21 protein-coding genes and 4 tRNA genes are annotated in these 20,790 nt (G+C 48.9%); 3 read left to right on the top strand and 22 right to left on the bottom strand.

The features are described from left to right. Nucleotides 1-57: 57 nt before the first annotated feature. Nucleotides 58-1,380 carry an ArsB/NhaD family transporter gene (locus tag LQV63_RS20570; RefSeq protein WP_233698109.1) on the bottom strand — a complete coding sequence of 441 codons (1,323 nt, stop codon included), beginning with the start codon at nt 1,378-1,380 and terminating at the stop codon, nt 58-60. A 172-nt stretch (nt 1,381-1,552) separates the two neighbouring features. Between LQV63_RS20570 and LQV63_RS20565 the strand changes: the two genes are divergently transcribed. Both LQV63_RS20565 and LQV63_RS20560 read left to right on the top strand, forming a co-directional pair. Then, nucleotides 1,553-1,951: a TIGR04086 family membrane protein gene (locus LQV63_RS20565; RefSeq protein WP_026011282.1), complete on the top strand. Its 399-nt coding sequence runs from the start codon at nt 1,553-1,555 to the stop codon at nt 1,949-1,951. 108 nt (nt 1,952-2,059) lie between these two features. Further along, nucleotides 2,060-2,923, top strand: a complete 864-nt coding sequence (locus tag LQV63_RS20560; protein ID WP_233698108.1) for a phosphatase PAP2 family protein — start codon at nt 2,060-2,062, stop codon at nt 2,921-2,923. Between the two features lie 141 nt (nt 2,924-3,064). Here the strand turns inward: LQV63_RS20560 and yajC are convergent, their stop codons facing one another. The 21 genes from yajC to LQV63_RS20455 all read right to left on the bottom strand — a co-directional run bounded on the left by yajC (nt 3,065) and on the right by LQV63_RS20455 (nt 19,549). After that, nucleotides 3,065-3,379, bottom strand: coding sequence for a preprotein translocase subunit YajC (yajC, locus tag LQV63_RS20555; protein ID WP_019423663.1), 315 nt, complete (start codon nt 3,377-3,379; stop codon nt 3,065-3,067). 99 nt (nt 3,380-3,478) lie between these two features. Next, a complete protein-coding gene (gene tgt, locus LQV63_RS20550; protein ID WP_019423664.1) occupies nt 3,479-4,615 on the bottom strand; it encodes a tRNA guanosine(34) transglycosylase Tgt in 1,137 nt (378 codons plus the stop codon). A 26-nt stretch (nt 4,616-4,641) separates the two neighbouring features. After that, nucleotides 4,642-5,685: a tRNA preQ1(34) S-adenosylmethionine ribosyltransferase-isomerase QueA gene (gene queA, locus LQV63_RS20545; protein ID WP_233698107.1), complete on the bottom strand. Its 1,044-nt coding sequence runs from the start codon at nt 5,683-5,685 to the stop codon at nt 4,642-4,644. 12 nt (nt 5,686-5,697) lie between these two features. Next, nucleotides 5,698-7,845, bottom strand: a complete 2,148-nt coding sequence (locus LQV63_RS20540) for a SpoIID/LytB domain-containing protein (RefSeq protein ID WP_233698106.1) — start codon at nt 7,843-7,845, stop codon at nt 5,698-5,700. 291 nt (nt 7,846-8,136) lie between these two features. Then, on the bottom strand, nt 8,137-9,141 hold the full coding sequence (gene ruvB / locus LQV63_RS20535) for a Holliday junction branch migration DNA helicase RuvB (RefSeq protein WP_233698105.1): 1,005 nt from the start codon (nt 9,139-9,141) through the stop codon (nt 8,137-8,139). A 14-nt stretch (nt 9,142-9,155) separates the two neighbouring features. Continuing rightward, a complete protein-coding gene (gene ruvA / locus LQV63_RS20530; RefSeq protein ID WP_019423668.1) occupies nt 9,156-9,776 on the bottom strand; it encodes a Holliday junction branch migration protein RuvA in 621 nt (206 codons plus the stop codon). Then, entirely contained in the window at nt 9,773-10,276 is a 504-nt protein-coding gene (gene ruvC / locus LQV63_RS20525; protein WP_026011283.1) for a crossover junction endodeoxyribonuclease RuvC, read from the bottom strand. The genes ruvA and ruvC overlap by 4 nt, the downstream gene beginning before the upstream one ends. Nucleotides 10,277-10,401: 125 nt before the next feature. Further along, entirely contained in the window at nt 10,402-11,571 is a 1,170-nt protein-coding gene (locus LQV63_RS20520) for a cation:proton antiporter (protein WP_233698104.1), read from the bottom strand. A gap of 181 nt (nt 11,572-11,752) precedes the next feature. Continuing rightward, the gene (locus LQV63_RS20515; RefSeq protein WP_233698103.1) at nt 11,753-12,481 is read right to left on the bottom strand and encodes a BofC C-terminal domain-containing protein; all 729 of its coding nucleotides are present in this window, start codon (nt 12,479-12,481) and stop codon (nt 11,753-11,755) included. 76 nt (nt 12,482-12,557) lie between these two features. Then, entirely contained in the window at nt 12,558-13,352 is a 795-nt protein-coding gene (locus tag LQV63_RS20510; protein WP_233698102.1) for an ABC transporter permease subunit, read from the bottom strand. Continuing rightward, nucleotides 13,352-14,272 (bottom strand): ABC transporter ATP-binding protein, encoded by a 921-nt coding sequence (locus LQV63_RS20505; RefSeq protein ID WP_019423673.1) that lies wholly within the window; start codon nt 14,270-14,272, stop codon nt 13,352-13,354. Before LQV63_RS20505 ends, LQV63_RS20510 begins: the two co-directional genes overlap by 1 nt. Beyond that, complete coding sequence (locus tag LQV63_RS20500; protein WP_019423674.1) at nt 14,269-14,475, bottom strand: PLD nuclease N-terminal domain-containing protein; 207 nt, start codon at nt 14,473-14,475, stop codon at nt 14,269-14,271. Before LQV63_RS20500 ends, LQV63_RS20505 begins: the two co-directional genes overlap by 4 nt. A 29-nt stretch (nt 14,476-14,504) precedes the next feature. Then, nucleotides 14,505-14,738 carry a sigmaY antisigma factor component gene (locus tag LQV63_RS20495; RefSeq protein WP_233698101.1) on the bottom strand — a complete coding sequence of 78 codons (234 nt, stop codon included), beginning with the start codon at nt 14,736-14,738 and terminating at the stop codon, nt 14,505-14,507. Then, on the bottom strand, nt 14,731-15,078 hold the full coding sequence (locus LQV63_RS20490) for a YxlC family protein (RefSeq protein ID WP_233698100.1): 348 nt from the start codon (nt 15,076-15,078) through the stop codon (nt 14,731-14,733). Before LQV63_RS20490 ends, LQV63_RS20495 begins: the two co-directional genes overlap by 8 nt. 2 nt (nt 15,079-15,080) lie before the next feature. Continuing rightward, nucleotides 15,081-15,590, bottom strand: coding sequence for an RNA polymerase sigma factor SigY (sigY, locus tag LQV63_RS20485; RefSeq protein ID WP_233698099.1), 510 nt, complete (start codon nt 15,588-15,590; stop codon nt 15,081-15,083). Nucleotides 15,591-15,876: 286 nt separating this feature from the next. Then, nucleotides 15,877-15,953 (bottom strand) — tRNA-Pro (locus LQV63_RS20480). A 9-nt stretch (nt 15,954-15,962) separates the two neighbouring features. Then, nucleotides 15,963-16,044: transfer RNA gene (locus LQV63_RS20475), tRNA-Leu, on the bottom strand. Between the two features lie 15 nt (nt 16,045-16,059). Beyond that, nucleotides 16,060-16,136 (bottom strand) — tRNA-Arg (locus LQV63_RS20470). 6 nt (nt 16,137-16,142) lie between these two features. Continuing rightward, nucleotides 16,143-16,217, bottom strand: a tRNA-Gly gene (locus LQV63_RS20465). Nucleotides 16,218-16,444: 227 nt separating this feature from the next. Continuing rightward, complete coding sequence (locus LQV63_RS20460; RefSeq protein WP_233698098.1) at nt 16,445-17,464, bottom strand: asparaginase; 1,020 nt, start codon at nt 17,462-17,464, stop codon at nt 16,445-16,447. Nucleotides 17,465-17,572: 108 nt separating this feature from the next. After that, nucleotides 17,573-19,549 (bottom strand): beta-galactosidase trimerization domain-containing protein, encoded by a 1,977-nt coding sequence (locus LQV63_RS20455; protein ID WP_233698097.1) that lies wholly within the window; start codon nt 19,547-19,549, stop codon nt 17,573-17,575. A 115-nt stretch (nt 19,550-19,664) separates the two neighbouring features. On the opposite strand from LQV63_RS20455, the gene LQV63_RS20450 reads away from it, so the two are divergent. Next, nucleotides 19,665-20,537, top strand: coding sequence for an AraC family transcriptional regulator (locus tag LQV63_RS20450; RefSeq protein WP_233698096.1), 873 nt, complete (start codon nt 19,665-19,667; stop codon nt 20,535-20,537). Nucleotides 20,538-20,790 lie beyond the last annotated feature (253 nt).

Raw genomic sequence — 20,790 nt, 5'->3', positions numbered from 1 at the left:
GTTGCGCACATCCCTCGAAGAAGGAGGAGTGGAGTTAATACATATCGAGATCAAAAGTTACAGGATGAATAGTAGAATATACACGGTAGAAATGAGTAACGACACGATGGTAATCGGCGCCCCGATCTTCAGGAAATCCATGTAACTGAAGCCGTTGCCTTCGCGCTGCGCCATGCCTGCCACAATAACGTTGGCAGAGGCTCCGATAAGCGTTCCGTTTCCTCCTAAGCAGGCTCCCAGCGCCAATGACCACCAGAGCGGATTTAACTGGTTCGGGTCTGTAATGCCCATTTGTGTACCCACATCCTGAAGCAATGGAATCATCGTTGCGACGAACGGGATATTATCTATCGTTGCCGACGCAATACCCGACACCCACAGTACAAGCATTGAAGTGCTCGTCATATCTCCGTTTGTTATACTAAGCGTCATTTGGGCCAGCTGTTTGATAATGCCTGCTTCAATCAATCCGCCAACGAGGATGAACAAACCGATAAAGAACAGGATAGTGACCCACTCCACTTTGTGCAATGCTTCTTCGAGCTCCTCTTCGTTTTTCAGACCGATGAGCATTAACACTGTAGCTCCTGCCATGGCGACGACAGCTGCTTCTACATGAATGACCGAATGCAGGACGAAGCCAACGATCGTAAGGAGAAGAACCGTCACAGATTTACGCACCAACCGCTTATCAGAAATGTACGACGCCGCTGACAATTCCATTAAAGCATGTCGCTGGCTATCCGATACTTTTAGTTGCTTGCGATAAATAAGAATTAGCATTCCGATGACGGCGACAACGATGACCGCGATAATCGGTGCCAAGTTGGTCAAGAACATATTAAACGTCAAATGCTTATTGGCAGATCCAATCATAATGTTCGGCGGATCGCCGATAAGCGTTGCCGTTCCCCCAATATTTGAAGCAATGACTTCAGCTATCAGAAACGGAACCGGATTGATTTTCAGCATGCGGGTAATGGAGAACGTAATCGGCACCATCAATAAGACAGTCGTTACATTATCCAGAAAGGCTGAGCCCACAGAAGTGAGCAGAAATAAAATAATCAATATGCGAATCGGTCTTCCTTTCGCTTTCTGCGCAGCCTTCACGGCTGCATATTGAAATATCCCGCTCTTGTTCGTAATGCCGACGAGTATCATCATTCCGACAAGCAGGAAAATTGTATTCCACTCAATATAAGTTGTAAATGCTGTATGCACATCTACAATTTGGAGGATTAGCATAGCCACCGCACCGAGCAGAGCGATTATCGCTCGGTTTATTTTTTCCGAAATTATGATGGCATACGAAACCAAAAAAATGATGACCGCTGCGGTCACCTGCCAACTTGCTGCATCTTGTCCCACAAATTCCATCCCTCTCTAGTGAATTGCTTGTTCGAGTATTTCATACTCACTATGGACTTATCGATCACACATTATAACACCCGACTTTTTTTTCGTCTATGCCTTGTACTATTTCGTACAGCTTGCCCATACGATGATTACTAAACAGTTCCAATTTGGAAAGGGGTTATTGAAATTGAACATGAATGCGATTCAGCGCGTTTCCCACTGGAAAGTTAGTCATCCGTTATTGGCTGGTGTCGTCTATGCCTTTGTGTGGATGGCCTTAGGCGCTTTAGCTTTATCCGTCATGTTATATTCCAGTTCGGCCAGCGAAGATGATATGATAAGCTATACTTATATTGTCCACGCTATCGCTCTTTTTATCGGAGGATGGATTTCTGGACGGCGAAGCGGCAAGAAAGGCTGGTATTATGGCGGGATAACTGGCTTATGCTATTCTATGCTCGTTCTGCTTATTGGCTTTCTTGCTATGGATGCAGGGCTTAGCGGCACCAAGCTCCTGCTTGTACTCATTGCTTTTTGCATCGGAGCCTTGGGTGGAATTATCGGTGTAAATATGAGCAGAACGGGCAAATGACCAATTCATGTGATTGAATAGGAACATTCGATTCATGTAATCCCCCTCTATTTGTGATATACTATTGAAGTTTAACATTGCAATGTGACAATACTTAGGGGGATTATCATGGTTTTATTCCATTCCATGCAGTCCGTCACGCTCTGGACCGTCGCAGTCGTCATCTTGCTAATTTGGTTCGGTTCGCGCCGACAGCCGTTGGCTGTCGTTAGCGCTTTTGTGAAAGCACTGTGGACTTCTCGTTCGTTCTTGTTTGCCTTAATCGCACTTATTCTTATTCTGATGGTAAATGGATGGGAGCTTACGATTGAAAGTTGGCTTAACATTAATTGGGACTTCACAGCCAATATTCATCGCTTGGAAGGACAATTCGTATATAGCGTACAGCAAATATTCAATCACCCGCTTATTACACAAGTTGTGTCTTTTTTCTATATTGTTGTGTTTCAGGCGTTAATTGTAGGTTCGCTCGCCATTTATACAGCCAACGGGAATATGCGCATGGCGCATGCGGTCTGTTATGCAATTATGATTAATTATATTGTAGCCATACCTTTCTACTTGTTCTTTCCGGTTAACGAAGTATGGTCTTACCCGCCAGCAGGCGTCAAGTTCCGCATGTTGGATGTGTTCCCGAGCTTTGAAGAAAGTTACCGCTCCTTATCTGGACTCGATAACTGTTTCCCTAGCTTGCACACTTCCATCTCCGTGACTGTCGCTTTGCTCGCTTCACAGTCCCGTAACCGACGTTGGTCCATCTTTACGGCTATTAGTGCGATTATTATCGTATTCTCCATCTTCTATCTCGGCATTCATTGGCTGACCGATATGGTGGCTGGAACGATGCTCGCCGTCTTTGCTGCCTGGATGGGCATGAAGTTGGCTGGTGTTCAAATGTCTTGGGGAACGATGCTTCCAACACGACAGAAGCCCTATGCCAAGTCATACCCCAACTCCAAAGAATTGCTATAAGAGCTTTCAAAACGCCTCCCTTTGAACACGAAGGATAACGACTCAAGCAAGCCGGCAGCTTGCTAATGCATCAACAACAAAAAAGCGATGCTCCTATTCAACGGAGTATCGCTTCTTTGTTGATTGCTGCTAAATACCTTATTATGACGCGCTTGAAGTTTCCTCGCTTGTAACAATGTTGCTAATCGCACTGCGGTCAAAAGTCATCTTCGTTACGTCATTGACGCGAAGGACCACGATGTCGTCTGTAATCTCAACAATCGTACCGTGAAGTCCGCCGATCGTGACGATTTTGTCTCCCTTTTTCAATGCAGTAAGCATCGAATTCCGCTGTTTCTGTTTCTTCTGCTGCGGACGGATTAATAAGAAATAAAATACGGCAAACATAGCGATGAAAGGCAATAACATCGCCATAATTCCGCCGCCCCCTGCTGCATCTGCTCCAGCTAATAGCATATGTAATCCCCCTTTCCATAAAATATAAACATTATGTATAGACTCGCTGCTCCGTTACACAATACAAATAATGATACATAATAGGAGCAGTCGTGTCCATTAGAAGCCGCTCTCGTTGCGATCCATCCCATAAGCCTCGAAAAATTCATCCCTGAAGTCGCGGAGACGATCTTCCCGAATGGCTTCACGCACTTGTCGCATCAAATCCAACAAAAAGTGTAAATTATGATACGTTGTCAAGCGAAGTCCGAACGTTTCGTCCGCTTTGATGAGATGGCGTAAATACGCACGCGAGTAGTTGCGGCAGGTGTAACAATTGCACTTCGGATCAAGCGGCCCGAAGTCCCGCGCGAACTTAGCATTGCGTACGACGAGACGTCCTTGACTCGTCATCGTTGTTCCGTTACGAGCAATCCGTGTCGGCAGGACGCAATCGAACATGTCCACTCCGCGCATGGCACCTTCGACAAGCGCATCCGGTGAACCGACGCCCATCAAATATCGTGGTTTAAGAGCAGGCAATAGCGGCATCGTGTAATCAAGCACATCATACATAAGATGTTTTGGCTCTCCTACGCTCAATCCACCAATAGCATACCCCGGGAAATCCATCGAAGTCAAATCCATAGCGCTCTGACGACGCAAATCCTCAAACATGCCTCCTTGCACAATAGCGAACAGCGCTTGATCATGTGGACGAGAATGACTGTTCAAGCATCTTTCGGCCCAACGTGTCGTACGCTCCAATGATTGCTTCACATAGGCATGCTCGGCAGGATAAGGTGCGCACTCGTCAAAAGCCATCATAATATCTGAACCGAGTGCATTTTGAATTTCCATCGCTTTCTCCGGAGAAATAAATAGCTTGTCCCCGCTTAGATGAGAACGGAAATGTACACCCTCTTCTTCAATCTTACGCATGTCGCTCAGACTAAATACTTGAAATCCGCCGCTGTCCGTCAAAATGGCACGATCCCAGTTCATAAACGAATGGAGACCGCCCGCTTCCTTCACGATGTCGTGTCCCGGACGAAGGAACAGATGGTACGTATTGCTCAAAATAATCTTGGCATCCATATCCTTCAATTCTTCCGGGCTCATTGTCTTTACGGTTGCCTGAGTGCCAACTGGCATAAATATCGGGGTCTCGAACGAGCCGTGCGGCGTATGAACGCGTCCGAGGCGCGCCCCGGTTTGTTTGCATGTCTTAATTAACTCATACGTTACTGCTGCCATGTAATTATCTCATCCTTGTTTTTGGTTTAACGATCATCATAAATGAACATGGCGTCGCCAAAGCTAAAGAAACGGTATTCGCGTTCGATAGCTTCTTGATAGGCAGCCATAATTCGCTCACGTCCTGCCATTGCGCTTACTAGCATAACGAGTGTTGACTTCGGCAAGTGAAAGTTAGTAAGCAGCGCATCGACGAGCTGGAACGTATAGCCCGGATACATGAAAATATCCGTCCAGCCCGAGCATGAAGCTACAACTGCGCCTGCGCCTTCATACCGCTCAGCCACCGTCTCCAGCGTACGCGCGGATGTGGTGCCTACCGCCACAATTCGTCCGCCCTGACGCTTTGCATCATTGATAAGCGCAGCTGTCTCTTCGCTTAGTTCATAATACTCCGAATGCATCACATGCTCTTCCACGGTATCAGCAGACATGGGGCGGAACGTTCCCAGCCCGACATGCAGCGTAATATAAGCGATACGAACGCCCATACGTTCGATATCCTTCAATATTTCTTTCGTAAAATGCAAACCTGCTGTGGGAGCAGCTGCCGAACCTTCATGCTTCGCATAGACCGTCTGATATCGCTCCCGATCTTCCAACTGCTCTTTAATATAAGGCGGCAAGGGCATTTGACCGAGCTCGTCCAAGATTTCGTTGAAGATACCTTCATAGGAGAAGCGAAGAACTCTTGCCCCCATCTCACGCTCCTCTACGACCTCCGCTTGCAGCTTATCGCTGAAGTGAACGACAGCCCCTTCCTTCAACCTTTTCGCTGGCTTCACCAATGCTTCCCAGCAATCATCTTGCTCTTGCTTTAATAGCAATACCTCCACCTTAGCACCGGTATCCGGCTTGACGCCGAACAGCCGGGCAGGGATTACCCTTGTATCATTCAATACGAGCAAATCCCCGGCACGCAAAAATTGCAAAATGTCTGAAAATAGTTGATGTCCGATAGCTCCGGTACGGCGGTTCAACGTCAATAGACGCGAAGCCGTCCGGTCCTGCAACGGAGTCTGTGCAATTAAATGTTCAGGCAAATGAAAATCAAATAAGTCCACATTCATTGTTTGTCCGTCCTAACGCTTCACAAGCTCCACATTTTTGTAATAGTATTGCAAAATTTTCTTGTAGTCATACCCCTGATCAGACAAACCTTTGGCACCCCACTGCGACATTCCTACGCCGTGACCGTTGCCTTTGCCAACAAACAGGAATGATGGCTCTGAGTTGACGATGCCGCTCTTCTCATTCGCGCCTAGCTTAACTCCGTTCTCCGGCACTTTCGCATCGGATTGGTTCGTGCCGCTCACAGTCTGAGCACCGCCAACTCCGTTCAGTTCCTTCGTCTTTCCATCCACGCCTGCTGCCGTATATGCGTCAGTAGACACAATGTCGAACAGCGTGCTCGGAAGTCCCCCAAACGCATAGCGGAAGTTATCAGGATAGCTAACGTCCACTTGAACTCCGTTCGCTTCTATCTTGACGGCGCGGCCAGATGGTCCGCGTTCCGTAATCTCCAAGCTTGTAACCGAACCGTTCAGCGCGGTCTTCGTACGGCTCTTCAACCAACTCGTGATTTGCTCCGATGTATATGGACCGCGAACCCAATTCATTTCCGTTGATTCCGCAACCGTCTCAATCACTGCGAGTGATGTGCCCTTATTTACTTTAGCGATCGGGTTCACATCGGATTGAATGGCTGGATTAGGACGAATATTCGTGCCATCCTCCTGTACGGAGACGAGCGCAAAGCCTGCTTCATTATGCCGTTCGGTCATGTCGACTACATCTTCACGGATGTAACCCGATTTGCCGTCTGGCATAACGACATGATACCATGATTTCTTGCCTTCCTGCACGGCGTCATCAGGGCTGTCCACCACTTGGAAATAATCATAGGAACCGCCCCACACTTCGCTAGGATCGGCTGTCTTGCCTCCGGCATTGGAGTTGAAGATCGCTTCGATTAGTTTGCCGTTCTGCATCAATACTTCTCCAGCCGTGTCTTCAACAGCCTTCTTAATGTTGGGATGTTCCTTCTCGACACCATAATAGGCTTGGCTTAATGTCGTATCCACCACATTGGCGATTTCGAATTTTGTGCCCTGATACAGCGCGAACGTGCGCGCCGCCACCGCCTGAGCTTTCAGTGCTTCCTGCGGCCAACTGGAGTATACCTCTCCACCGACTACCGAAATTAAATATTGCTCCAGTGGCACTTCATTCACTAATGCAAGCTCCCCATTATGCAAGCTTACTTCCATCTCACCACGATAAGCACGTTCATATCGTTCCGAGATTTTAATATTCGTCGGCTCAGCCGGCTTCACCAACCATTTGACGGTTCCGTTAACACGTAAATGGGTCAAGCTTCCGGTTCCTGTCTCTTCTAACGTATGTATAAGGGCTCCTTGCGCTTGTGCAGGGCGTACAGATACGGATAGATTCTTTCGTTCAATGGAGGCTTTCGTCTGTTCGAGCTGCGCCTCCGATTCTGCTTGTCCGGCCCATACGGAGGTCAATAACTGCCCGTTCGATATCATAGAGACGACAAAGGCGTCCACATCCGCATCGAGCAACATCTTCTGGACCGCTTTTGCTTCATTGGATGAAGCGTACGTTCCCGTCTGCATATAATGTGGGCCAGCGACGGTTGGTTCGTAACCTTTCAGCAAAGAAACAACGCTTCCATCATTTTTCAGCCGGGTTAGGGCTTGGTTCGCTGCTTTGCCTGTCGGGTAGCTCCCTACATATATCGCATAGAAGGTCGTACCCCGGCGCTGCATCTCGCTCATAATTGCATCATCGCTTGCTTGCGCCTTCTTCAGCACCGCTGTAGCGACCGCTTTATCTTTCGTCTCGATCAGTTTCACCTTATAATCATCTGCGCTGAATCGAACCTGCTCGGTACCCGCATCGACAATGCCTATGCTCTCCGCATTGTGACGCGCTGCAATCTGAAGTTTCGATGTGGAAGACATCGTAATGCGCGCCGTCTCTCCTGGCGATCCCTTGGACAGATTCGCAAATAAAGCTACGCGGATGTCCTCGCTCTTCACATTCTGCGGAGGAACTGTGTCTTTATCAGCTGCAGCCTCCGCTGCATGCGCTATGAGCTGCGCACCGCTGCCAGGCAGCGGTGCGAGCGAAGCCCCGCTCACAAGCAAAGCCCCCGCCAGCATCCCCACTGCCGTTCTGCGGATAACGTTCCGGTTGTTTTTCATGTTACATTCCCCTTCCTGCACGTCTCTCCGTTGAAACAATTAGAGGTTGTGCAAAAAACCCCTTTTGATCACGAAGCATCCAAGATGTCATTTGACATCGAATCTTGCATTCACCCTTGAAGAGCATATGCTTCCGAAGTATGTATCCTCCGGAAACATTGCAGGCGCTCATGAGTCTTACCTACATTCCGCTCTTCATTCGAGGAATGCTTCCGATGTAGTTCTCTTGCTGAAACTTGTACTTCTCGGTGCTGAAAAGTGACTTTTTTTGAGCACGCACTATTATTTCAGTTATTTATTTTCTGGAATTGGCAATCCTAAATGAGTGTATGCCTGTGGCGTCACCATACGTCCGCGCGGCGTGCGTTGAAGAAAGCCGATCTGCAGCAAATATGGCTCATATACGTCTTCAATCGTCTGGCTCTCTTCACCGATTGTCGCTGCAATCGTGTCCAGTCCAACAGGTCCGCCACGAAAATGTGAAATCATCGCATGCAGCATCTTATGGTCAATCTGATCTAATCCGATCGGATCGACCTGAATGCTCTGCAGCGCTTCCTTCGCAATTTCCGGAGTAATGATGCCGTCTCCGCGAACTTGCGCAAAGTCGCGAACCCGCTTCAGCAGCCGATTGGCAATCCGTGGCGTCCCGCGGGATCGTACAGCGATCTCGTCGGAAGAATCTCCTACGACCTGCACTTCCAAAATATCGGCAGCCCGCGATACGATAAAGCTGAGCTCGTCCTTGTTGTAGTACTCTAGCCGGGTCATAACACCGAATCGGTCGCGCAGCGGTGCGGACAGTAGGCCTGCGCGCGTAGTCGCCCCGATCAGCGTGAACTTGGGCAGATCCAGACGGACTGACCGCGCGCTCGGACCTTTGCCGATAATAATATCCAGCGCAAAGTCCTCCATCGCGGGATACAGCACTTCCTCCACCGTACGGTGAAGGCGGTGAATCTCATCGATGAACAGCACGTCGCCTTCCTGCAAGTTCGTCAAGATCGCAGCCAAATCTCCTGGGCGCTCGATCGCAGGACCGGAAGTAGTGCGAATATTGACACCGAGCTCGTTCGCAATGATGTTGGAGAGCGTCGTCTTCCCAAGCCCTGGCGGCCCGTACAAGAGAACATGATCCAACGCTTCCTTCCGCATTTTCGCCGCTTCGATAAACACCTTCAAGTTGTCCTTCACTTGCGATTGCCCAATATACTCAGACAAATACCGCGGACGAAGGCTCAACTCGACGACTTGATCTTCCATCATGTAATTGGCTGATATGATGCGCTCTTCCATCTTAACCGCCTTTCTTAACCTTTAAACAACGATTGCAGCGCCTTCTTCATTAAAGAGTCGACGCTCTCGTCAGCATGGACTCGATGCTGCAGGTCATGCCATACCCGATCCAGCTCCGCGTCCGTATATCCGAGCGCCATCAAGGCTTCCCTCGCCTCTCCCCATGCGCTGTTCGCTACGTCATCTCCTGGCACCGCAATATCCATAAACAGCGCGCCGGCGCTCAAATTTATTCCGATGCTGTCGAGCTTGTCCTTCAAATCAAGAATAATACGCTGCGCCGTCTTCTTGCCGATGCCTGGCAGCTTCGTCAAAAAGGCTATATTCTCTTGCTGGATCGCCAACACAACGCTCTCCGGCTTCCCACCGGCCAATATGCCAAGGGCGACTTTCGGACCGACGCCATTCACATCGATCAAGCGGCGGAACAGCTTCTGCTCCTCTCGCGAACCGAAGCCGAACAACAGCATGGCGTCCTCCCGCACATGATGATGCGTATATACGGTAACAGGATCATCGTTCTTAGCAAAAGCATAAGGGTTCGGCGTATACACTCGGTAACCGATGCCTTGTACATCCATTACAATATAATCCGTTTCTAAATGGGCCACCTGCCCGCGCAAAAAATCGATCATGTCCGCGATACTCCGTTCAATTTGTCATTAAGCCCACTGGAATGCGCATGACATATAGCCACAGCAAGCGCATCCGCTACATCATCCGGCTTGGGAACTTCTTTCAGCTTCAAGAATATACGCACCATTTCCTGCACCTGCTTCTTCTCCGCCTTCCCGTATCCGACGACGGCCTGCTTTACCTGCATAGGAGTATATTCTGCAATCGAGATGCCGCGCTTAGCCGCAGCCAATATAGTGACTCCACGGGCTTGTCCCACAGAGAATGCAGTCGTGACATTGCGATTGAAGAACAGCTTCTCTACCGCCATCGCATCTGGTTTATATCTGTCCAGCAGCTCCTCGGCTGCTTCGAACACCTGCAGAAGCCGAGTCTCGGGCGCTGTCGTCGCTTCCGTCTGAATCGAGCCGTACTGTACGGGAACAATCTTGCTCCCTTGTTTATCAACGAACCCAAACCCGACAATAGCAATGCCAGGATCAATTCCTAAAATACGCAAAAAAAATCTCTCCCTCACCGATGTCCATGTAACAGTAAGCGAACATATGTGTTCACCCCATTATAACACAGATCGATAGGAAGAGAATGAATCAATAGATACATGTTTTTACGCTATAGATTCCGTTATTTTCCTGCTGTCATTGGTTTCGCACCCGCTTTCGGCTGGCGAAATGCAGCCTTCAGCATCGGAGGTGTGACTAACGTGGTTAGAATGATGACGATGACAATCGGTGTAAAGTACACCTTGTCAAAGAGCGCGCCTTCCAGACCGGTCGTAGCAATAATGAGCGCCACTTCTCCACGGGATACCATTCCTGCGCCGATACCAATGGCGCTCTTGCGATCGAAGCCAGTCATGCGAGCCCCGAAGCCACAGCCGAGCAGCTTGGTCAGTATGGCGATGACGGTAAATATAATAATGAAGACGATATGATCGCCAATCCCTTCGAAGGTTACATTAATACCGACGCTGACAAAAAATATCGGAACGAATATGCCATACGCAATCGGCTCCAGGCGATGCTCCACCTCGTGTTTGAATTTCGTCTGCGATATGGCGATGCCAGCGGCAAAGGCACCGATAATTCCCGCCACGCCTAGATAATCGGCAAAATAAGAAAACGCAAAGCATATTATAAGCGCTGCACTAATGACCGCTTCGGTCACTCGCAGCGGAGCTAGCCACTTCATAACGTGCGGCACCAAGTAAATGCCCGCTGCGATGGCGACTGCGAAGAACAACACCTTTTTACCGATAATTAGTCCAATCGATGCTTCACCGCCTGCTCCGAGCAAGCTCAGCATAAAGGCGAGCAAAATGACAACGAGAACATCATCCACCACGGCAGCTCCCAATATGGTCGTGCCTTCCCTCGTGCTTAGCTGTCCCAGATCCTTCAATGTTTGTACGGAAATACTTACGGATGTAGCACACAGCAACAGACCGAGGAACATCGATTGATTGTTATCCAGGCCGATCATCAAGCCTCCGCTGTAGCCTCCGATGAACGGCAGAATGACGCCGCCAATCGCTACGGCAAACGCCGCTTTCCAGTTCTTCTTCAACTGATCCAGATCGGTTTCCAGACCGGCGATAAACATAAGCAAAATGACACCGACTTCCGCCATTTCCTTAATGACCTCTCCGTCCATAATCCATCCGAGTACGGCAGGTCCAATGATAATACCGACGAGCAATTTACCAAGTACGGCTGGCTGTCCCAATCGTACGGTAAGATCCCCCGCAATCTTCGTCGACGCCAAAATAATGAGCAGCATGAGAATTAGTTCCATTGGCATTCCCCTTTCGGCTGTATATATATTATGACCGTAAACCGGTATTTCTCTTGAAACTGTTCAGGGCAATCCATTCCATTTTCACACTCTGATTTAATCCAGCCAACCCCGCCAGGATAAAAAAAGAAGGACTCCGGTTTACGGCGTCCTTCTTTCATTTCTTTTTTATAAGATTACGTCAATCGACTGGAGTTGGTTTCATCACTTTTTCGGTCTCTTCTACGGCATAATCGCTGAACGTGGACAGTACGCTATGATATTCATCCATGTCCGTAATGCGTATGCCTTGATACAACTGTTTGAGCACTTTAGGCGGAAGAGCGCTCTCCATCGACTCTACATCCAGTTGAAAAAAAGTTCGTATCGCCTTCTGCTTCTGCGGCGGTCCGTCATATAGAGTTAGGTTCCCGTCTTTATCCAATCCAATGTGCGCTTGTTCCTTACAAATTTCCGACATGTCGTCAACTTGCTCCTCTAAAATAACACGGCCGTCACTGTCCATCGAAGTCAGCCAATCCGGATGATTCAGCACGGTTTGAATAATGTCACGCGAGTTCTGTTTGCCTAGCGCTTTATCACTTTTTCCGCAAATGTATTGCTTCCGATGGACGACCTCTCGCTTCTCATCCTTGTTCATCAGCTGATTCAGGACAAGCTGTGTTGACCTATCTAACTTTGTGAATTCATCACCCTGAAGCATTGCAAATGTCTCCAGCGATGGCGTATTATCTTTACCTTCCACCAGATTGCGTATGTTATCCGACAATTGAATACCGATAGTCAAAATCGTAAGAAACAATAGAATGGCTGCCAATGACCAGAGCGGACGCTTCCATCGCCGCAGACGCTTTTTCCATTGCTTCACTCGAAAATAGAACCGTGTATAGGTACGAGGTTCCCGAGCCATAACAATCCCCTCTTACTCTTTTTTTCTTAGTTTGGCCAAATGAAGGGGATGTCTATACTTGCTTGTCTCATTTCATTTATTCGTGCGACGCCGGCAGCCACGTGCCGCGCCGGGCGTTGCGAATAACAGCTGTGGCCATAAAGGCTGCCATAAGAAGCAGAGTTGTCATAGCCGCAATTGGCCATGGGAATGGCAGTTCAATATTCATCAGCATCAGTTGGGCTCCCTGCAGCAGCTTGGAAGGCATCCATCCGCTTGACGCCGGAAGCAGGCCCGCTAGAATACTCGTCAACATAGCGGCAGCAAGCGCTGCAAAGGCTGAACCGCCCGCATTATTAATCAGCGCGCTCATAGCTACGGTTAAGCTGGAGATCCATATGAACCAGCCTAGTGCAAGGCAGGCTGCTGTCGCGCCATTTAATATATCCACATGTCCGATCAGCTGTTCCGTGTAATACCATGAGCATAAATAACCAAGCAGGACTGACGGAATCGTCAAGGAGATGGCTCCTGCCCATTTGGCCATCATATAGCTAACATGGGAGATCGGCTTGGTCAACAGTGCGGCAGCCGCTCCCGACTTCACTTCTCCCGATACACACCCCATCAATGCAAGCACAAGTACAAGTACTCCAACCGTGTTAAATTGACTCAGGGTCTGGCCGAGCACCTCTCCTGCCATAGGTGTCGGGATCTGCAGAATCGTGCCTTCCGGCAAGCTTCCTGCCATCGATAGTATATCGGGCATAAACTTCATCGTGACAGGCTGAGCAATACCTAAGACAGCAAATACTAGCGGCACCCAAATCCATTTATAATTACGCAGCATCTCCGTGCATTCTTTCCGGTAAAGGACGGACCATGCCTTCATCACTTCACCGCCTTCATAAATAGCTGTTCTAAGGTTGTCACGCCGGCCTCGAATCGTACAAGCGGTATTCTGCGTTCGCGAATCTGCTTCAACAGAAATTCCCTTGCGGCATCGTGATCGCTCACGACTAGCTCCGCTCGTGCGGAGCGTACACTCGCTTCCTTTACGAGCGGCATATCGGCTAACTCTCGCAGCCAAGCAAGAGCTGCCGCCGTATGCTCCACTTCAATCGTAAATAACGGTGATTCCGATTGTTTACGAAGCTCATCCCATTTGCCCTGCATCAATACTTTACCTTGCTTCATAATAATCAGCTCATCACATAAGTCCTCGGCATCGTGCAGCACATGAGTGGAGAATAGAATCGTCGTTCGCCGCTTCAACGATTCCAGCAATGCCATGACCTCACGCCTGCCGATCGGGTCGAGCGCAGACACCGGTTCGTCAAGCACTAGCAGCTCCGGACGCGCGATCATAGCTTGCGCCAAGCCGAGTCGCTGTTTCATACCTCCGGAATATCCGCCAATGCTGCGCTGCCCCGCATGCTCCAGACCGACAGTCTTCATCCATTCATCCGCCGTTACACGAGCTTGACGCTTGCTGCTGCCTGTTAATTCAGCCATCATTTGCAGCCACTCCCGGCCTGTCATCCAATAATGAAAGCTGGGCGACTGCGGCATAAATCCGATCCAGCGTCTCAGATCCCCGCGATGTTCCCGTCCCGCCCCATCGACCATCGCGACTGTCCCGGAGCTTGGCTTGGTCACTCCTGTCAGCATGTGCAGCGTCGTCGTCTTTCCCGCCCCGTTCGGACCGAGAAGGGCCGTGCAGCTTCCGCTTTGTATCGTAAAGTTAACGGCATCCACCGCCTTATGATTGCCATACTGCTTGCTCAATTGTGTAATAATGAACTGGCTCATCTTCTCTCCTTTCTGCCTATTAAGAAATAAGCGATGCAACCCGGAATATTTAACACGATAATAATGATAAGCCACAGCCATTTCGGCCCGTTGGTCCATTCTGTCTTGTTCAGCGATACCAGAGCAACTACCATCAAGATGAGCTGCACAACGATAAGCGGCATAATGATATTCCAAGGAATATCCGCCCAAGCCATCTCCATTCGTTATCCCCTCTATTCCATAAAGTAAGTTATTCGCTATCATCCGTATGTCTGTTCTTAGGTATTGTCCTTCTCCATGGCTGAGCTACAAAGAGCACGTACACTAGGGATGGCAGCGGAAAGCTAAGGAAGCCCCACAAGGCCCATAACCACGGATAATAGCCGTGCCTACGGGCATGCAGAAAAAGCCACGTCCCCTGCGTCACCAATATAGCTCCCAACAGGAACAATGCCCACAACGGAATTGAATTCAGATTATTCATGACGCGCACCTCTTCTGCGTCTTTTCATCACATATCCTCGCATGAGCAATCCCCCTAGGATGCCGACAAATAACACTAGCTGCATCATTACATATACGGAGATATCGGTCACTGCCAATGTAAATCCGCCAAGCAGCATAACTGCAGCTGCCAGCCACAGGACACTTAATTCGCGCCATAACGCGCGCTTCTGCCTTTGCTTGTGTTCCGTTAACATTCCGATAAGAAACGTCTGACTTGGCACGGGCTTCTGTTCGCTATACACATCCAGCTTGGTCCATTGTTCCTTGAGCATAGCTGACCATTCTTCTTCGGTCTCCGGCAATTTCTTATGCTCCATGTTTATTTCAGCTCCTTTCGAATGTGCTCGATGCCGTAAAATACGCGGGATTTTGCAGTGCCTTCGCTACAATTGAGCATTTCCGCTATTTCCGGATAGGTATAGCCGTAATAATGCTTTAATAAGATTGCGGCGCGCTGCTCCGGCGGAAGCTTGCCTAATGAATCAATCATATCCGTCCATTCTTCGTTATGAGCCTCCATCTGGTATCGGAGAGATCGTATCGCCTGTTCTTGCCAGCGCTTCTCCACCTTCTGTCGCCTCGTTAGATCCACATAGATTCGAGTGGCGATCGTAATAAGCCAAGACGAAAACTTGGATGCGCCGTTATACAAATGTAACTTTTCCATGCTTTTCAACATCGTGTCCTGCACAATATCATCCGTCAATGTTGGATTCATAGTTAGCTTCAGCACATAGCTGCGCACAAATGTGTAATGCTGCTGCAAAAGGAGCGCGAGCGCAGCCGTATCACCCGCTTGAGCACGATCAATGGTATCCTGTTCGGTCAATTACTCTCACGCTCCTTATAATTTATGTTCTAATGACTGCAGTCGCAATTAATACGAACAAGGCGGTTCAATCGTTCAACGCAGTGCAAAAAAATATGGAACCCTAGTGACCACACTGGAAGATGTATAGAAAAAAAAGGAATGTAAACGAACTGAAAAGACGGATATGAATAGAGGATGCAACCTAGTCAAGAAGTAGTCTATGCCGAATTATGCGAAGAGTAATCGAATACACAAAATAAAATGCAAAAACCGCCGGCATATAACCGACGGTTCTTCATGTTAGTGGTCGGGACGACACGATTTGAACATGCGACCCCTTGGTCCCAAACCAAGTGCTCTACCAAGCTGAGCTACGTCCCGAACATCTTATGGTGCCGGTGAGAGGACTCGAACCTCCACGGTTTCCCTCACGATTTTGAGTCGCGCGCGTCTGCCATTCCGCCACACCGGCTTATGAAGTTATATATGGCGCGCCCTGAGAGATTCGAACTCCCGGCCTTTTGATTCGTAGTCAAACGCTCTATCCAGCTGAGCTAAGGGCGCATATTCTGGAGCGGACAACGGGATTCGAACCCGCGACCCTCGCCTTGGCAAGGCGATACTCTACCACTGAGCTATGTCCGCATATTCATTAGCTAAAATTGTATTGCATCCTAGCGTTACATGTCATTTTAGCGAGGACATTTACTAATATATCAGACTGAATATTGAATTGCAAATCTTTTTTTTATAAAACTTTGTGGTATTTTTTTCTTGTTCCTTATATTTGAAAATAACCGCATATAGATGGAAAAAGCCTGATTTGAAGCTGACTAAACAACTTCTAAAACAGGCTTTCCGATACTTTTATCTTATTTTTTATCCCATTGTAATTGAAACTTAGGCTCGCGATATCCGACGACTCTATCGTTGTCGTTCTTCGTCTCCGCAGGACTCAATCGCTTCAAACGCTCGATCGTTTCCGCATTCGGATACTGAATTTCTGTTAATATATGAGCGACTATGAGCGGCCACTGGTCCTCCGAACCGTCCATCACTTTGAATGCGATCCCCATTCTCTGTTTGCGCAGCCCGAAGCAGTAAATCCCTTTAGCTCCGCCTTTCGCGACAATGTTGTCATCTTGTAAGAGCGTTGGGCAGATTAACTCTGTACCTGACACGTAGAATGGGTATTTGTTCATCAAAGTCGTCAATCGAATAACGGCGTTGCGCACTGCTTCATCCGCAATCAGATCCGGACAGGCAAGGCGTAAATATAAGAGTGCGATGTTGCGAATAGGTATGGCATACACGGGAAATCCGCAGCCGTCCGTACCCAACTTAATTTGATCCGCAGGCATATCCGACAATTGCGACATCAATTTCAATACGTGCTGCTGTACCGGATGATCCGGCTCCGCATAATTGTGCTCCGGCCAGCCCATCATTTTGCACAAGGCCAGCACGCCCAAATGCTTGCCTGAACAATTGTGATACAAGTAGCGCGGTGGCTCGCCATGCGCGATCCGCTCATCCTTGGCGGCACTGTTCAGCGGATAAGTAGGTTTGCATACGAACTTGTCTTCTGTAATTCCCGTCTTTTTCATAAAAGACTCAAGTGCATCAACATGGAACTTCTGAGCGCGGTGAGAGGCTGTCATCAGTACGATTTCTTCATCGCTTAAGCCGTAATGCTCTGGAACCCCCGCCAATATCGCAGGTAGAGCCTGTACCGGCTTGGAAGAAGAGCGCATAAAGCTCACATAGCCTTCGTCGCCGACATGAAACAACGTTTCCCCGTGCTCATTGACGCCTGCCACATGGCCCGTATACGCGCATTCCAACCAGTCTCCCCGAAACTCTTCTACTAACACTTTTCCCAAGTCAACCACGTTCGTTCCTCCCTCGTCATTCCCAAGGTGTCTTCTTGCTTATGTCCCCTTCAAAAGGTCGTGAACACGCATTTCGATGCGGCCGCTTGCCTCTATGAATGGTACGAGCTAATTATACTCCAGAACGACCATTTGATGACATTCCAATTGAGGAACAACATAGCGGATACCGCGTGCAGTCGCTTCATAGTCGATCTCCGTCATCTGTGGCGCCAAATAGACTCGCTTCACCTGCTGCTGTGGCAGCTGTACCTCTACTTCAATGTTGTGGAGCGGAATAATATCTTCGATAATTTCTACACGCTCGCCACGTTTCACCGGGGAAGCATACAGGAGATGATGGATAAAACGCTTCTCTTGCGCTTGATGCTGCAGCGTCGTTACGCCTTGAGCCGGCAGTGTCGTCTTCAAGGAAATTTGATCTCCCAGCAAGCGGCGCAGAGCATAGACTACCATTTCTCTTAATACAAGGCTTCCCTTTGTCGCATAATCTTCAAATACATTCCAAGCTATATAAATTCCGTGCTTCGTCTCTACCATTCCCGGACCGCCATATTGTTCGGAAGTCGGTGTATGCTGGTGAGAGCAAAAACGGAAAGCTTGTCTGTTAAAGTACGGATCTTCACGGCGTCCAAGCTCCGTGCCGTCTGTCAGCTCAATACGACGGCCTTCGCCGTACATAATGTAAGCAGCCTCACCGAGGTTCGGCAATTCGAACGCCGGACGGAAATAATCCGGACGGAACGGATTGACGCCTGTGTCTTTAAAACCTAACGGCAGCAGGTTGTTCGTCATCTCCTCGTTCAAGCCAGAGCGTCCTGTTGCGAGCACTTTACCGCCCGCAGCAATAAACGCTTCCACCTTCTCGCGCACCTGCTCTGCCATGACGATCGCATCCGGCAAAATGAGCACGCGGTAAGGGCTCCAATCGGACTTCAAATCAACCACATCGAACAGGATTTTGCCTTCCAGCAGCATACGCCCGGCACCCATATCGATTTTTCCGGAATACATCGCACCACTATCCTGCTGTACACCTGCCGCTTCAACCGTAAGCAACGCAACGTCTGCAAGATTGACCGTGTCTACGCACCATGCTTCTTTTTGCTCCACTTCCGCGTAGGCTTTGCCGATCAGCTCATATGTCGCCTTATCCATCTCACCTTCCGGATGAAGCTGGTCGCCAATCGAACAGCGAGCGCCATGAGCCAGGTTCAACGATGTTTCGTACCGCAGCGCATTCGGATGCTTGTATCCGCCGAACTCGCCCCAGAACGTATGGAATTTACCGGTCATCCCGAGGAAATCCATTCCGATAGGCTGCGCATAACGTGCTGATAACGGGAAGTGATCGTATCCCCAGCCCCCGGTCGGAAGTGATTCCAATTCAAGGTGTGTATTCATATTCATTAAATCGCGGCGTCCCTGATGAATGTGCCCTGCATTATGGAACACAGGCAGACCAGGTTTGATTTCGTCGATGGCATCGCGCACACGCTTCGTATAGTTGGCATAAATACGGCGCCCATTTTCGATAACGTGTTCCTTGTTGCGCGGATTCAAGCCATCTTCCTGCATTTGCTTCAGACAGGTTGGGCAATAGCACGTCCGTTCACCGACAATATCTAAGAAAATGCCGTCCGCATCATATTTGCGCACAACCTCTTGAATTTGTTTAATGACGATATCGAGATACGGCGTGTTCAAGCAAAATTGATGATAGCCCGGCTTCATGAAGGAGTCGACCCAATTCGTGCGATCTTCCTCACTGCGGATCAGCCATTGGGAGTATTGCCATGCCAATCTTTCATCCAAGCCTACGGATAAGTAGACCGGTACGTTGACGCCGATTTCATGTGCAGCTTCAATTTGCGCCCCAAGCAGGTCATAGTCGAGCTCCGGGTGCATTTCGTTCGTTTCAGATGGAAAATAAGCCCACCCGTGATGGCATTTTGCAAAGATGGTAATCGAGTCGACATGACCAACACGGAGCATCTCCTGAAAATTACTTTTAGAAAATTTTCTCCCGATATGGGGAACATGTTCCGAAGTGTGAAAATCGAGATGTACTTGTCTAAAACGCATGATATTCCTCCTACGCATGACATTTTTATGGAATCATTGTATCATTTACGTAACGTTTCGTATTTAAGATAGCTTCCTTTCGTTTATACAATATTCCGATCATCGAGGAGGAAAAATGATGAAATCACTTGCGGACACACTTCCTCATATCCGGGCCGCTCATATGTACAATTATCGGGGAGCTCCAGAAGAACAGCGACGTAGAGGTTACAGCTATGCGTTTCATCTGTTCACGGAAGGGCATGGACATATGCTGGTGAACGATCAGCGCTATGCCGTCTCCAGCGGTACTTTAATCTTCGTCCGTCCTGGAGAGTGGCATTTCTTCGAGCATACTCCGAGCGAAACGATGGATGCATGCAATATATACTGTGATTTATGGAGTGTGCCGAAACCGAAACAACCAACCTTTGCCTATGAATGGGATGATTTTAATCCCCTGTGGCTGACGGCGACCGAGCCCTGTCCTGAATTGGAATCAATACCGACGTGCATGTCGCTGCGCCCATATCCGCATCTCATTGAGCTCATCAAGCATACCCTCGCGGTCTATAATCGTAACGGCAAATATACATCCCAAGCCGTCTCCGCCTGCTTCTATGCTTGGCTGCTGCAGTGGAGCGATGTTACTTCAGCGGATTATCCAATAGATTACCGCATCGCAAGGGTGCTGCAGCAGATGGACGAGCAACCAGAGCGCCGCTATACGCATGACCGCTGGTGCGAGCAGTGCGGGCTGGAGAAGTCTCAGTTCTACCGCTTGTTCAAGCAAGAGACCGGAATGTCGCCCAAGGCGTACGTCCTGCGCTCGCGCATGAAGAAAGCCGCTGTCCTCTTGATGGAAAGCCGTCAATCCATTACGGAAATTGCCCTCTTGCTCGGGTACGACTCCATTCATTATTTTTCGAATCAATTCGCTTCCGTGTACGGTGTGAGTCCGTCGGCCTATCGTATGGGGAAAGGGCACAACGATGTGGAACGCTGGTGAAGTACGCGGAGTGAACTGCTGCCAACAATAAATAAAGAACCGGAAGGGTATGCCTCCGGTTCTTATTATTTTCATAATAACAACGGACAGAATGGAGAAACATAGATTGAGATTGCACGATTCTTTCAATATTGGAAGTAAAAACGGAGGAAAACAAAAAAAAATCTGCGTTAAAAACACAGACTTGGTTTGTATGTTCTGGTGAGCCATGAAGGACTCGAACCTTCGACACCCTGATTAAAAGTCAGGTGCT

The sequence above is a fragment of the Paenibacillus profundus genome (assembly GCF_021369635.1).
In the GTDB taxonomy this organism is placed as follows: domain Bacteria; phylum Bacillota; class Bacilli; order Paenibacillales; family Paenibacillaceae; genus Paenibacillus_B; species Paenibacillus_B profundus.
The sequence above is the reverse complement of the archived record's forward strand: the minus strand, read 5'-3'. Positions and strand labels throughout refer to the sequence as shown.

Coding starts and splice junctions, on each gene's coding strand:
- tgt (WP_019423664.1), bottom strand. CDS start 4,615: ATGGCAGCAGTAACGTATGAGTTAATTAAGACATGCAAACAAACCGGG.
- LQV63_RS20520 (WP_233698104.1), bottom strand. CDS start 11,571: ATGGAACTAATTCTCATGCTGCTCATTATTTTGGCGTCGACGAAGATT.
- yajC (WP_019423663.1), bottom strand. CDS start 3,379: ATGCTATTAGCTGGAGCAGATGCAGCAGGGGGCGGCGGAATTATGGCG.
- LQV63_RS20505 (WP_019423673.1), bottom strand. CDS start 14,272: ATGAGCCAGTTCATTATTACACAATTGAGCAAGCAGTATGGCAATCAT.
- LQV63_RS20515 (WP_233698103.1), bottom strand. CDS start 12,481: ATGGCTCGGGAACCTCGTACCTATACACGGTTCTATTTTCGAGTGAAG.
- ruvB (WP_233698105.1), bottom strand. CDS start 9,141: ATGGAAGAGCGCATCATATCAGCCAATTACATGATGGAAGATCAAGTC.
- LQV63_RS20495 (WP_233698101.1), bottom strand. CDS start 14,738: ATGAATAATCTGAATTCAATTCCGTTGTGGGCATTGTTCCTGTTGGGA.
- LQV63_RS20570 (WP_233698109.1), bottom strand. CDS start 1,380: ATGGAATTTGTGGGACAAGATGCAGCAAGTTGGCAGGTGACCGCAGCG.
- LQV63_RS20510 (WP_233698102.1), bottom strand. CDS start 13,352: ATGAAGGCATGGTCCGTCCTTTACCGGAAAGAATGCACGGAGATGCTG.
- LQV63_RS20565 (WP_026011282.1), top strand. CDS start 1,553: ATGAATGCGATTCAGCGCGTTTCCCACTGGAAAGTTAGTCATCCGTTA.
- LQV63_RS20500 (WP_019423674.1), bottom strand. CDS start 14,475: ATGGAGATGGCTTGGGCGGATATTCCTTGGAATATCATTATGCCGCTT.
- ruvA (WP_019423668.1), bottom strand. CDS start 9,776: ATGATCGATTTTTTGCGCGGGCAGGTGGCCCATTTAGAAACGGATTAT.
- LQV63_RS20450 (WP_233698096.1), top strand. CDS start 19,665: ATGATGAAATCACTTGCGGACACACTTCCTCATATCCGGGCCGCTCAT.
- LQV63_RS20560 (WP_233698108.1), top strand. CDS start 2,060: ATGGTTTTATTCCATTCCATGCAGTCCGTCACGCTCTGGACCGTCGCA.
- LQV63_RS20490 (WP_233698100.1), bottom strand. CDS start 15,078: ATGGAGCATAAGAAATTGCCGGAGACCGAAGAAGAATGGTCAGCTATG.
- queA (WP_233698107.1), bottom strand. CDS start 5,685: ATGAATGTGGACTTATTTGATTTTCATTTGCCTGAACATTTAATTGCA.
- LQV63_RS20540 (WP_233698106.1), bottom strand. CDS start 7,845: ATGAAAAACAACCGGAACGTTATCCGCAGAACGGCAGTGGGGATGCTG.
- LQV63_RS20455 (WP_233698097.1), bottom strand. CDS start 19,549: ATGCGTTTTAGACAAGTACATCTCGATTTTCACACTTCGGAACATGTT.